Here is a 12,306-nt window from a genome sequence, read left to right on the forward strand (position 1 = left end):
GTCTGAGGGTGATAGAGAATCATTGAGGAAATGCAGAGCGTGATTCGCAACGTACACTCGACTGAGTCACCTGACTTACTCAGTCGAAGAGCTGTAACAGGTTGTTAACGCCGCAAGGTGGATCCACCCTCAGGTATGCCGAGTTCCGTTCGCCGCGCTCAACAGGCGAAGAGTTGCCCGCCGCCTAGGGCAAGATCGCGCAGCTGGTGAATTGACCTGAGTGAACATGCTGGAGCTAGATCCGTCCCCGTTGAGCCCACCAGGACAGTTCACGCCAGAAGTAGTAATCGTCATTCGCCGATCGGCCGTGCGATGAAGGGTTCGCTCAAGGACATTCGTCCCGACGATCTGACCGTACAGATGGTGGCCGCCGCGCTCGCCAAGGTCCCCGAGCTCGACTCGACGGACATCGACGACCTGCTTCTCGGCCTCCCCGGCGGAATGCAGGGCAACAACTTCGCTCGCATCGTCGCGGTCCTGCTCGGGTACGACTCGCTGCCGGGCACCACCATCACGCGCTACTGTTCCTCGTCGCTGCAGACCACTCGTATGGCCCTGCACGCCATCAAGGCCGGCGAGGGTGATGTCTTTATCTCGGCCGGTGTCGAGAGCGTCTCGAACTCCGCGCACGGCAGTTCGGACTCGCTGCCGCAGAGTCACAATCCCGTGTTCGCCGACGCCGAAGCCCGCACCAAGAAGGCACTGTCGGGGGTGCATTTGGTGATCTCCGACGCTCATGCCGGCTTGAACGCTGCTGTGGCGCAACAGTTCACTGGGGCGTCGTTGCAGCGGTGTCGGGTGCATGCGAAACGTCACCTCGGCGGTGTCGTCGAAACAGGTGCCGCCGGTCATGGCGGCGATCAAGACGATCTTCGCGCACACCGAACCGGAAGCAGTTGCATCGCAATCGGATCAAGTTGCCGACACGCTCAACGCATCGTTCCCGAAAGTGTCGGCGATGATGGAGGGCGCGAGGGAGGATGTGCTGGCGTTTCGGTCGTTCCCGAAGTCGCATTGGCAGAAGATCTGGTCGAACAATCCGATCGAGCGGCTGAACAAGGAGATCAAACGCCGCGCCGATGTCGTGGAGATCTTCCCGAACCCCGCGGCGTTCCTGAGGTTGGCGACCGCGGTGGTGATCGAAACGCACGACGAGTGGCAAGTCACCCGCCGCTAAGTCTCCGACGTGTCCATGGACGAACTGAAGGTCGTCATCGCCAGGAAGGAACGCGCCTCCGCTACGGCAACCGACACCACCACCGAGTCGTTGACACCTCAACTCGAAAGCGAATAACATACAAAACAACCCGTTGATCACGAACCTGATGGTTCACCGATCCGAACTACACCACCCGTGGGGCACTATTGTACCCGGCCGCCTGCTTGATCTGTCTTGGAGTTGCGGAGCCGTCAGAGCCGCGGTACGCCTGGAGTCCCGCTGGCGGTTCAGCAAGAAACCACCTCACTCTGTGCCGCACTCGACGCTGTTCTCGGGCCGGCCACCTGATGGTCACACTGCCAGGACATGACATCCGTCATGGCTCACCGATGATGTTGTAACCCGTTCCGATGCTTGTCTGCACTGTTGTGCGCCGGTCGACGAGACGACAGTAGGGAATGCACGAGCGAACCGACGCATCGACGAGGAGGGCACCATGAATACGCCGGAATCGATATCGCGGCGTCGCGATTGCCATCGCATGGTGATCACTGTTCTTCACGTCAAGCGATGCGAGCCTATCGCGCAGGCCACTGGCGGACTACTGGGTGTCGTCGTCGCAGGCGGTATCGCCGCCTGGACGGGGTCGGCAGGCGCTATGGGCACCCCGTTGCTCGCGGTGGCAGTGCTCGTCGCTGTCTGGGCCTTCCGCCGATCCACGGCGCAGTTGGTTCACTCGAGCCCCACGTAGGACCTGCTGGGCGCAGTTGACACTTGACTATGCCGTTAGGTCACAGTCGACACTGATTCCGAACTGATCGAACCGGAGGAGAGCGACATGGGCTGGAGCACTCGACAGATCGCCGATCTCGCCGGCACCACCCTGAAGTCGGTGCGGCACTACCACGATGTCGGACTACTCGATGAGCCCGAGCGTGCCTCGAACGGCTACAAGCAGTACGGCGTCACGCATCTCGTACGGCTGATGCAGATCAAACGCCTGACCGAACTGGGATTCTCGTTGGCCGACATCGCTGCTCAGGGTGACGGGCGCGACCATCCCGAACAGGCACTCCGCGCCCTGGATGCAGAACTCGGCGCGACGATCGAGCGCCTACAGCGAGCACGGTTGGAGATCGCGATGCTTCTCCACGAATCCCTTCCGACCGATCTGCCACCCGAACTCGGCTCTGCTGCAGCACATCTGACGACCGCTGACCGGCAGTTTGTCACCTTCGCCAGCACGGTACTGAGCCCGACGACCCTCGACGCCTACTGCGACCTACTGCGGTCCACTCCGCGGCTGCCCACAGACCCAGAGTTCGACGACCTGCCGCCCGACGCCGACAGCGCCACCACCAGCAATCTGGCGGAACGGATGGCCCCGCATGTTCGTCAGCTGGCGCTTCGTTTCCCGGCCTTGTTCGCCGACACCGACGCCGACAGACAACGGGTGACTCGAGCGCTCGCAGTCGGCGCGGAAGACCTGTACAACCCCGCCCAACGCGACGTGCTGCGACAGGTTGCGGCACTCAACGCCACCGATCCCGAATAAGCCTCCAGCACAGTGGCACTCGATAGGAGCCGACCAACTATGCCCATGTCCGACAACAGGAGAGCAAGATTGTTCGCTGTCGCGTCAGCGTCGATACTGCTGCTCGGTGCCTGCAGCCAGTCGCCACCGGAACCGGACGCCGACTCCGAGCCGTCGGCCGATCTGCAGCAGTTCTACGACCAGAGCGTGACATTCGAGCCGTGTGAAGGGTACGGCACCACCACAACCGACGAACAACTGTTCGCCGGCGATCCCAGGTTCGTGTGCGCCCGCGTGGACGTGCCACTCGACTACGAAAATCCGGACGGGCGCACGGCGCAGATCGCGCTGCTCGAGGCCCCGGCACGCGGAGAGAAAGTGGGCTCGCTCCTGCTCAACTCCGGCGGACCCGGAGGTGCCGGAATGAGCATGGCGGCGTCGGGTGCGACGGCGACCTGGGCGGACAGCCGGCTGACCGAGAAGTTCGACCTCATCGGATTCGATCCCCGCGGTGTCGGTGCGTCCACACCGGCCATCGATTGCTTCACCAATGAGGAGTACGAGGTAGGGCAGGCCTACACCACGGTCCTCACGGGCTCGAGAACCCTCACCGAGGACGGTGCACGAGATCTGGTGAGCCAATGCTCCGAACGATCCGGCGGCGACGACGTCCTCGAACACGTCGGCACCCGCGACGCTGCCCACGACATGGACATTCTCCGGGACGTGCTCGGCGACGACACCCTGAGCTACTTCGGTCAGAGCTACGGAACACGACTCGGTGCGGTCTACGCGGAGATGTTCCCGGAGAACGTGCGCGCGATGGTCCTCGACGGCGGAATCGATCCGGGCCAGGGCACCGCTGAGCGCAGGATCTACCAGTACACCAACTTCCAGAAGGCCTTCGACGACATGGCGGCGGCATGCGCGAGCACGCCCGACTGCCCACCGAGCACCGAGCACCGAGCACCGAGCACCGAGCACCGAGCACCGATCCGAGCAAAGCTGTCGAAAACTTCCAGCAGATCGTCAGACCGTTGATCGACAACCCGATCGTCACTCCCGATGGCCGCGTCATGGACTTCGACGCCGCATACGGTGCCGTCATCGCGGGCCTATACGACTCCTCGGCATGGCCTGCCATCACCAAGGGAATAGCCGAACTCCAAGCAGGACAGGCCGATACGCTTCTGAAGCTCAACGACATCTTCGGCGGACGTGACGCCGACGGCACCGTCCCGAACTTCTCCGAAGCGCTGTACGCGATCAACTGCATGGATGAACAGCGCAACACCCCGGAACAAGAAGTCGATCTCAAGCGGCAGATTCACGAGATAGCACCGTTCGCCGACGCAGGCCTCGGACCGGACGGCGCACGCGACCCTTGCCAATTCTGGCCTGCAGAACCAACTCTCGACATCCGTACGCCACCGACGTCGACGGACTCCCCGACACTCTGACCATCTCCGTGACCGGCGACCCGTCCACACCGTACGAGGGAGGCGTCAACCTGGCGGAAGCTTTGGGCGGCTCGCTACTCCCCGTCGACGGCGACCAACACACCGTGGCGTTCGGCGCAACCAGCCCCTGCGTCAACGAATTCGTCGCCAGCTACCTCGTCGATCTCCACTCCCCACCGGCAGAGGCTCGCTGCGCTCTGTAACAGCCGAACGAAAGGACGAATCATGACTGCACCCCTATTGATCTCGGTCGAGGACTTCTTCGGCCCACCTGTTCGCTCCGGTGCCACGATGTCACCGGACGGCGACACGATGGCGTTTCTCGCACCGTGGAAGAACCGTCTGAACGTGTGGATCGAGGACCTCTCCCCCGGCAGCGAACCACGCTGCGTCACAGCCGACGAGACCCGCAGTGTGCACGATTTCCAGTGGACGGACGACCCCCGCTGGCTGCTGTATCTGCAGGACACCGGCGGTGACGAGAACAACCACGTATTCCGCATCGACCTGGCAAATCCCGAGGCCGCGGCAGTAGATCTGACGCCGTTCCCCGGTTCCCGCGCGGTGGCCCTCGAACCCGTGCGAGGGCGGGCAGAGGTGTATACAGTCCTGATCAACGCGAGAAACATCGCCGAGTTCGACCTCTACGAAATCGAGATCGCCACAGGCGAATTGACGATGATCCGGCAGAGCCCGGGCATCGGCCGGTATCCGATGCTCGGTGCCGACGGCGTGGTGTTCGCCTTCGCAATGACCATGGACGGCACCATCGAGATCACGCGGTTGGACGAGTCAGGAGCAGAAACCACGGTGGCGTCGTTCGACGGCACCGACTACCCGATGGGCATCAGCCCGATGCAGATCACCGCGGACGGTACCGGCATGTGGCTGGGTTCCAACCGGGGGCGGGACTTGACCCATCTGATCCGACTCGACCTCGAGACCGGTGAGGAAACGGTCGTGGACAGTCACCCGACACTCGAACTCGACGGTGCGCGACGAGCCGTCGAGCAGACCTCGTCACCGCTGATCTGCGACAGTGCGACCGGAGAGCTCATCGGCATTCGGTATCTGGGAGAACGCCAGGTGATCCATGCATTGGAACCGGGTTTCGCAGAGATACTGAAGAATCTGGAGCAACTGTTCGACGGTGACATCGGAGCACTGTCCTCCGACGAGAGCGGACAGAAATGGATCGTCAGCTTTGTCCACGACCGCGATCCGTCCGTCACCTACTTTTACAATCACAACACGGGATCGAGTCGCCGCCTCTTCCGCCCCTATCCACACCTGGATCCCGAGGACATGGCCCCCATGGTGCCGGTGAGTATCCAGGCGCGTGACGGTCTGACTCTGCCGTCGTATCTGACGCTTCCGGTCGGCGTGGAACCCGAGAGTCTCCCGATGGTTCTGGTGGTGCACGGCGGCCCCTGGTATCGGGATTCATGGAACTTCGACCCCATCGCGCAAATGCTGGCGAACCGCGGATATGCAGTGTTGCAGGTCAACTTTCGCGGGTCGGTCGGATACGGCACAGCGCACATGAACGCCGGGGTCGGCGAATTCGCGGGCGCGATGCACGACGATCTGATCGATGCAGTGAACTGGGCGGTCGAGGCGGGGTATGCCGATCGCGAGCGGGTGGCCATCATGGGTGGTTCCTACGGCGGCTATGCGGCGCTGGTGGGCGCATCGTTCACCCCCGACACGTTTGCCGCCGCGATCGACTGCGTCGGCATCTCGGACCTGTCGAACTTCATGCGCACCCAACCGGCCTTCATCGGTCCCGGAATCGTCAACAGCTGGCATCGATTCGTCGGCGACCCCACTGATCCCGACCAACTGGCCGACATGCTCGCACGATCACCCATCTCCAAGCTCGACGCGATACGCGCGCCGCTCCTGATTGCGCAGGGTGCCAACGATCCTCGGGTCGTCAAGGCAGAATCGGACAACGTCGTCGAGCGTCTGCGTTCACGCGGCGTCGACGTCGACTACCTCGTGTTCGACGACGAAGGCCACGGATTCGTCAACCCGGAGAACAGTATTCGCTACTACCTCGAGGTGGAGAAATTTCTGGCCCAGCACCTCGGCGGCCGTAGTCTGCAGTGATCAGAAGCACAGTGGATGTGGATCGGAATCGACAGGATGTGACACCGGGCAATCGAACTCGAGCTCGTCGTCGAATTCAGTCCGCGTCGCCCTTCGGCATGGGTGCAGCGATGTGAAAAAGCATCGAAATGGCGTGTTGCAGAACGTCTGTTTCCGAGCGAATTCGAGTAGCGTCGGTCGGGAGGGCTCGTGCTACGGAGAGCCCGTCCAGTATCACGTTGAGGTAAGCGGCGCGCTGGGTGTTGTCGCCCGGCGGCAGGGCACCTTCCTTGTCGAGGACGTCCAGCCAGTGTTCTATGTGCCGGAGTCCGGCCGCGCTGAGAGCGATGTATGTGTCGATGGCATCGGCGTTGAGCTCCGCGCTGAGGTAGGTGCCGAATGTCCGTCGCCACGTATCTCGGGCTTGTTCACCGGTACCGGTGGCCGACAACACCTGCTGCATACACGCAAACAGTCGCTCCTCGGCAGGCACAGTTGCGTCTTCGATGACATTTTTGCTCGCCACCAGTCCGGTGATTCCCGCGGCGACTTGGTCCATCAACGCTCGCTGCGTGGGAAAGAAATGACGCAGCGATCCGGTACTGACCCCTGCTCGCGCGGCGACCGCTCGGACACTGATCCGGGTACCCGGATCCTCGGACACCATCGTCGCGGCTGCGATCAGAATACGGTCCTTGGTGCTGGGTTCGCTTTTTCGAGTTTCCACATTGTCCGACACCTCCCCAACCCTAGTACAGCGTGATACCTTGAGATCACTATCACGCTGTACTAATCGCGCCATGGAAGAGAACCACACAGCGCGCGCACCTACGCCGCCAAGCCTCTGAGAGAGGAATTGCGATGCTCCACAGTCGATCTCACCGGATCCAGAAGGATCGGGGCCGCCGGACAGCAATGCTGGAATCCGCCGCAGTGACGATGGCCGGTTTATGGGCTCTCATCTCGTGCAGCGCACCGCCCTCGGTCGAGCCGCAGCCGTCGCCTGCACCGATACGTTACGAACAACAAACACTCGACTTCTCTGCGTGCGACCCTGCTGTCACGGGCATTGCCGACGACAGGGTCGAATGCACAACGCTCGAAGTACCGCTCGACTACGCGACTGTCGACGGGCCCACCATCGAGCTCGGAATCTCCCGCATCCGAGCCACCGGGAACGATCGCGTCGGATCGGTCGTGGTCAACCCCGGCGGCCCGGGAGCCCCGAGTCTCGGATTCGTGACCGCGGTCGCAGACTCCTGGGACAACGGTCCCGCTCGCGAACACTTCGACATCGTATCGATGGATTCGCGTGGAGTCGGGACCTCGCAACCGGCCATCGATTGCTACACCGACCAGGAACGAGACAATGACGCCATCGTGTCCGGAGTTCCCGCCGGTGCGTTGGCCTGGAGCGCGGAATCGACCCGCTCGGTTCTCGATCAGTGCGCTCGACGCAGCGGCGGTATGAATGTCTTGGGACAGATGGGTACCCAGAACGTGGCCCGAGATCTCGATGTCCTGCGCGCGGCGCTGGGCGACGAGCAACTGACGTTCCTCGGTGCCAGCTACGGAACACGTTTGGGCACGATCTATGCACAACAGTTTCCGCACCGGGTCCGTGCCATGGTTCTCGACGGCGCAGTCGACCCACGCAAGAATGTCCTCGAACGCCAGATCCAGACGTTTTCCGGCGTGCAGCGTTCCTTCGACGAGCTAGCTCAATACTGCATCGAACGGGAAAACTGTCCCCTGGGAAGCGAACCGGCCTCAGCGACCGATACGGCCCAGGATTTGCTTCGACCACTTGTCGACAATCCGGTCCGAACTGCTGACGGTCGTCGGCTGACATACTACTCGGCGATCGAAGCCATCACCCTCGGTCTCTACTCGAACCAGGCCTGGGACAGCGTCATCGGCGGCTTGGCGGAGCTACGATCCGGACGCGGCGAAGTGCTTCTAGCGCTGCGAGATCTCTCGGCGCAGCGCGGACCCGACGGAACGTACACCAACTCTTCCGAGGCTACTCTCGCCATCAACTGCCTCGACGAAATACGACCGACACCGGAGCAGACGACATCCACAATCGCCGAGATCAATTCCGCGGCACCGTACATGGACCCAGCTTTCGACGTGGACACCCATTACGGATGCGAGGGCTGGCCTGACGAACACGTACTCGACTATCCCTACGGCGAGAACATCACCGGCCTCCCGCAGACACTCGTGGTATCGGTCACCGGCGACGGACTGACACCACACGAAGGCGGTGTAGCTCTGGCAGACAACCTCGGCGCGCGACTCCTCACCGTAGACGGCGAACAGCACGGCGCCACCACCGCAGCGAACCCCTGCGTCAACGCGATCGTCGAACGCTATCTCGTCGATCTCGCCACTCCCGACGGCGACTTGCATTGCGCTCTGTAGAGCCACGACCGGCACGACGCTTGGCACCCAGAATCGTTGCGGCCCTGCGGCTCTGGGAACGCGCCTGGTTGCTTCTACTCACCAGTCGCGTCTGCTTTTCCGTGACCATCTTCCATCTCACAGTTGTACGCGAAAATGCCGACCCGCTTCCCTGTCTTCGGTGGACGCATCGAGGTCGCGGCCACCGGATTCGGGCTCAAGCGCTGTCATTACGTGCGTGAGGACGGCACCGAACAGCAGCTGTCTCCCGATCCCGCATCCGCAGAGGGACGCCGCGCTCGGCTGCACCATCGGCACCCCGGTCCGAGTCGCGTCATCGGTCTCATCTCGATCCTGCTCGTCATCGGCGGCCTCTGCGTGGAGGTGCCGCAGATCATCGCATCCATCTCTCTCATTCCCCCCATCGCCGACTCGATCGGAACGTTCACCTCACCCATCCGACTGCCGCTCCACGTCAACCTGCTCATCGGATTCGCCGCTGTCATCGGCAGTACTGAACGAGCCCTACGGATGCGATCGAGCTGGATCGACGAACTCGCCAGCTGAACCCCACCGAAGGAACACCACCATGACCCACACGACACCCACAGATCGTGTCACTTGCCTTGGTGTACTTGAACGACTTCTCGGTCGGCAAATCCGAGGGCAGGGGAACCGAGACGGTCAATTCAAGTTCTCGATCCGGGCCGTGAAAAGAGAAGTCGTACTGGACCTCGAAACACTCCGGATACACCGAATTTTCAAGCACGATGGACACATACTCTTCAAGCGCATTCGGCTCACCCTCCTGCAGCCCTACCATCAGCCGTTCCAACGCGACATTCGCCATCACCTGTTTGCGGCGTTCAGCACACTCCGCCTCGTACTCGGACTGAGCGACAGAAAGGGCCCGCAACCTGCTCGCTTCGGTGACACCGTGCGCGCGCTCGTTGGCCTCCTGGGCGTAATTGCGTTGAGCGACAGCCTGTTCCCACCCCTGTCGCTGCTGCCAGTACATCGCCTGCGTTTGCTCCACAGCTGCTACATGGCGTTTGCGTCCCCCCAGTAGGGAGCCGAGACCCTCGGGTGCGGCTGGTTCGACGTAGACCGGCTCCGGTGGGAACGGTAGAGGTAGAGGCGGGGTTGTCGGTGTAGTCAGATCCGGTCGATCGAACGGCGGATGCTCGATCTTCTGTCGTAAAGCGTTCAGGTCGACGTAATCGTCCACGTCCAGCGTGGCCGCCAGGATGCCGTCGATCGCCTCGTACGTCTCGGCCAAGGTGGCGTTGCGCGCCTCGACCTCAGCCAGTTGCGCCTCCACGTGCAAGCGGGCGCGTTCTTTGACCGCCGCTGCAGAAGCTTTATTCGCCGCGCGGTCGGCGGAGGCGCACGCGCGCTCCCAATCGCGCCGCGCCTTTTCCGACAACCGCACCGCTCGTGCAGTCGCCTGCGCCTGGGCTCGTGCTTGCTGGCGGTCACGTTGTTCGCGTAGCCGGTTCTGGTGCTGCATCTCCGCGAAAAAACCTCGACGCTTCGCCACCCGTGACACCTCTGTTCTGATCGTTTTCACGTTCCTGCACTGTAGCGACCCATTCAGACAAATCCGGTGCCCTTCGGCTTCGGCCGGCGGCCCCTTCATCTACTCGAACGACACTTACGGATGACATGGCCGCGACGGATCGAGTCACCGGCAAAGCCAGTTGCCCGGACGTGTGGACTCGTGCCGCACGCGCCCAGTTCGCGACTTGTGACATTCGGTGACACCGAGCCAAGGCTCGGATCGCCCTGGACGGAGAAGGACCGTCCCAGCTCGAACCGGATTCACGGCATTCAGGGACCGCGCCGATCATCGTGTCGGCCTGAGAGCCTGCCGAGGCACAGCGTCGCATACCCACAGCGACTGATCAGGTCCAAAACGACAGTTTCCGCACAGCCGTCGATTCTTGGAGGCGACTACCGAACCACCGACCAGAGGTAGCTTGCCGATAAGACATGATGATGTCGCGTGCACTGCCTCACGCGGAACCAGGCACCATGCCCCCCAGGTAGGCGAGGGTCGCAACCGAGCGACAACTGGAAACGCTGGCCGCCTCGGGATGCTACTGCGCACACGAATACCTGCTGTTTGTACCGGTCGGTGCCGCGCAACAGCCGATTGTGCACGAGTCGGAAGTACACTCGTGCGATGCCAAAACTGACGCGGCGCCATCTGTTGTTCGGTGCTGCCGCCTTGGCCGGCGGCGCTTTGCCGAACCTACGTCCCTTCGGCGCGTCCGCCGATCCGCTCGTCGCGTCGACAACCATCACGGAATTGAGCCCTCCGGACCCGGAATTCGTGCGGTTGGTGCAGCGCGGTTACAACCCGCGATTCCTCGCGCAGCCCGAGAGTCTTTTCGTGCCCATGAACACCGACGAGACCGTGGCCGCGGTAGAGACGGCGGTCGCGCGCGGTCTGCGCATCGCCGTCCGATCGGGTGGACACTGCGTCGAGAACTTCGTCGACAACGCCTCTACTGAGGCCATCATCGATCTGAGTCGGCTCACAACCGTGGAGTTCGATGCAGAAAACAACGCCTTCTCCGTCGGGGCAGGAGCGGATCTGGGCACAGTGTACGAGCAGCTGTACCGAGGCTGGGGTGTGTCGCTGCCCGGCGGAAGTTGCCTGGGCGTCGGCATGGGAGGCCACGCCGCGGGAGGCGGCTTCGGTCCCCTCTCGCGCGCGTTCGGGTCCGTTGTCGATCATTTGTACGGCGTGGAGATTGTCGTCGTCGACGCCGACGGACGTGCGTCGTCCGTCCTGGCAACTTGCGACGGCCGGAACTCGGATCTGTGGTGGGCGCACACGGGCGGCGGCGGAGGAAACTTCGGCGTCGTCACCCGCTACCTCCTGCGCACGCACGACGCGGACGGGTCGGATCCCACACTGGCCCTACCGACCCCTCCGGCGAACCTGCTCAGCACACAGGTCGTACTGCCCGTGATCAGCGAAGACGCTTTCGTGCGGTTCGTCGGTAATTTTCAACGATTCTTCGAGCGCAACAGCGAACCCGGGTCGAGGTTTGCGACCCTCTACGCGCAGTTCTTCGCCAGCGCACACCTATGCCAGCTCACCCCACGGCTCGATGCCGACCTGCCCAACGCGCACGCGCTGCTCGACGAGTTCGTCGCCGCACTGGGCGAGGGTGTGTGGCCACCACCCGTCGCGGTGCCCGCTTCGCAAGGACCGTTTCTGGATATTTCGACACAATTGTCGGCACCCCGTGGCCGGGCACCGTTCTCGGGTAAATACAAGAGTGCAAACTTGCGTCGGGCACACACCGACGAGCAGCTGCGCACCCTGCACAGGTACCTGTCGGACCCGCGTTTTCAAAGCCTGGACTCAGGGATCGAGCTCTTCCCTGCCGGTGGTGCAATGAACGACCGATCCGCAGACGCGACGGCGATGCCGACCAGAAATTCGTTCATGAAGGCCGTCTTCGTCGCCGCCTGGCGTAATCCCGCGGACGAGGCCGCCCATGTCGAGTGGTCCCGAAACATGTATCGCGACATCTACGCCGACACCGGCGGCGTTCCGGTACCGAACGACGCCAACGCCGGCGCTTACATCAACTATCCGGACTCCGACTTGAAGGATCCCGCCTGGAACACCTCGGGGG

Annotated in this window: 11 protein-coding genes and 2 pseudogenes; 11 read left to right on the forward strand and 2 right to left on the reverse strand. The window is 62.6% G+C overall.

The features are described from left to right. Positions 1–312: 312 nt before the first annotated feature. The 8 genes and pseudogenes from WBQ44_RS14300 to WBQ44_RS14335 form a co-directional block, all read left to right on the forward strand. A pseudogene (locus WBQ44_RS14300) lies at positions 313–711 on the forward strand (thiolase family protein); the annotation flags it as partial. 45 nt (positions 712–756) lie between these two features. Next, positions 757–1,177 (forward strand): annotated as a pseudogene (locus tag WBQ44_RS14305) (transposase); the annotation flags it as partial. Between the two features lie 478 nt (positions 1,178–1,655). Then, complete coding sequence (locus WBQ44_RS14310) at positions 1,656–1,910, forward strand: hypothetical protein (RefSeq protein ID WP_495567338.1); 255 nt, start codon at positions 1,656–1,658, stop codon at positions 1,908–1,910. Between the two features lie 87 nt (positions 1,911–1,997). Continuing rightward, positions 1,998–2,714 carry a MerR family transcriptional regulator gene (locus tag WBQ44_RS14315; protein WP_495567339.1) on the forward strand — a complete coding sequence of 239 codons (717 nt, stop codon included), beginning with the start codon at positions 1,998–2,000 and terminating at the stop codon, positions 2,712–2,714. Positions 2,715–2,753: 39 nt separating this feature from the next. Continuing rightward, on the forward strand, positions 2,754–3,734 hold the full coding sequence (locus WBQ44_RS14320) for an alpha/beta fold hydrolase (RefSeq protein WP_495567340.1): 981 nt from the start codon (positions 2,754–2,756) through the stop codon (positions 3,732–3,734). Beyond that, complete coding sequence (locus WBQ44_RS14325; protein ID WP_495567341.1) at positions 3,731–4,153, forward strand: hypothetical protein; 423 nt, start codon at positions 3,731–3,733, stop codon at positions 4,151–4,153. The genes WBQ44_RS14320 and WBQ44_RS14325 overlap by 4 nt, the downstream gene beginning before the upstream one ends. Positions 4,154–4,161: 8 nt before the next feature. After that, entirely contained in the window at positions 4,162–4,356 is a 195-nt protein-coding gene (locus tag WBQ44_RS14330) for an alpha/beta hydrolase (protein WP_495567342.1), read from the forward strand. 22 nt (positions 4,357–4,378) lie between these two features. Next, positions 4,379–6,265: a S9 family peptidase gene (locus WBQ44_RS14335; RefSeq protein WP_495567343.1), complete on the forward strand. Its 1,887-nt coding sequence runs from the start codon at positions 4,379–4,381 to the stop codon at positions 6,263–6,265. A gap of 76 nt (positions 6,266–6,341) precedes the next feature. Here the strand turns inward: WBQ44_RS14335 and WBQ44_RS14340 are convergent, their stop codons facing one another. Next, positions 6,342–6,983, reverse strand: a complete 642-nt coding sequence (locus tag WBQ44_RS14340; RefSeq protein WP_495567344.1) for a TetR/AcrR family transcriptional regulator — start codon at positions 6,981–6,983, stop codon at positions 6,342–6,344. A gap of 122 nt (positions 6,984–7,105) precedes the next feature. Between WBQ44_RS14340 and WBQ44_RS14345 the strand changes: the two genes are divergently transcribed. Both WBQ44_RS14345 and WBQ44_RS14350 read left to right on the forward strand, forming a co-directional pair. After that, on the forward strand, positions 7,106–8,671 hold the full coding sequence (locus WBQ44_RS14345; RefSeq protein WP_495567345.1) for an alpha/beta hydrolase: 1,566 nt from the start codon (positions 7,106–7,108) through the stop codon (positions 8,669–8,671). 135 nt (positions 8,672–8,806) lie between these two features. After that, positions 8,807–9,217, forward strand: a complete 411-nt coding sequence (locus WBQ44_RS14350) for a hypothetical protein (RefSeq protein ID WP_495567346.1) — start codon at positions 8,807–8,809, stop codon at positions 9,215–9,217. On the opposite strand, the gene WBQ44_RS14355 is transcribed toward WBQ44_RS14350, so the two are convergent. After that, positions 9,153–10,289, reverse strand: coding sequence for a hypothetical protein (locus WBQ44_RS14355; protein ID WP_495567347.1), 1,137 nt, complete (start codon positions 10,287–10,289; stop codon positions 9,153–9,155). The two genes, WBQ44_RS14350 and WBQ44_RS14355, sit on opposite strands and share 65 nt — an antisense overlap. Positions 10,290–10,835: 546 nt before the next feature. On the opposite strand from WBQ44_RS14355, the gene WBQ44_RS14360 reads away from it, so the two are divergent. Then, positions 10,836–12,306 (forward strand): FAD-binding oxidoreductase (locus tag WBQ44_RS14360; RefSeq protein ID WP_495567348.1); only part of this gene is annotated, 1,471 nt, incomplete at its 3' end.

The organism is Rhodococcus sp. (in: high G+C Gram-positive bacteria), from assembly GCF_049591685.1.
Lineage (GTDB): Bacteria > Actinomycetota > Actinomycetes > Mycobacteriales > Mycobacteriaceae > Rhodococcoides.

Excerpts from the sequence above, each read along its gene's own strand:
- WBQ44_RS14310 (WP_495567338.1), top strand. The coding sequence starts at position 1,656 with ATGAATACGCCGGAATCGATATCGCGGCGTCGCGATTGCCATCGCATG.
- WBQ44_RS14315 (WP_495567339.1), top strand. The coding sequence starts at position 1,998 with ATGGGCTGGAGCACTCGACAGATCGCCGATCTCGCCGGCACCACCCTG.
- WBQ44_RS14320 (WP_495567340.1), top strand. The coding sequence starts at position 2,754 with ATGCCCATGTCCGACAACAGGAGAGCAAGATTGTTCGCTGTCGCGTCA.
- WBQ44_RS14335 (WP_495567343.1), top strand. The coding sequence starts at position 4,379 with ATGACTGCACCCCTATTGATCTCGGTCGAGGACTTCTTCGGCCCACCT.
- WBQ44_RS14345 (WP_495567345.1), top strand. The coding sequence starts at position 7,106 with ATGCTCCACAGTCGATCTCACCGGATCCAGAAGGATCGGGGCCGCCGG.
- WBQ44_RS14350 (WP_495567346.1), top strand. The coding sequence starts at position 8,807 with ATGCCGACCCGCTTCCCTGTCTTCGGTGGACGCATCGAGGTCGCGGCC.
- WBQ44_RS14355 (WP_495567347.1), bottom strand. The coding sequence starts at position 10,289 with ATGAAGGGGCCGCCGGCCGAAGCCGAAGGGCACCGGATTTGTCTGAAT.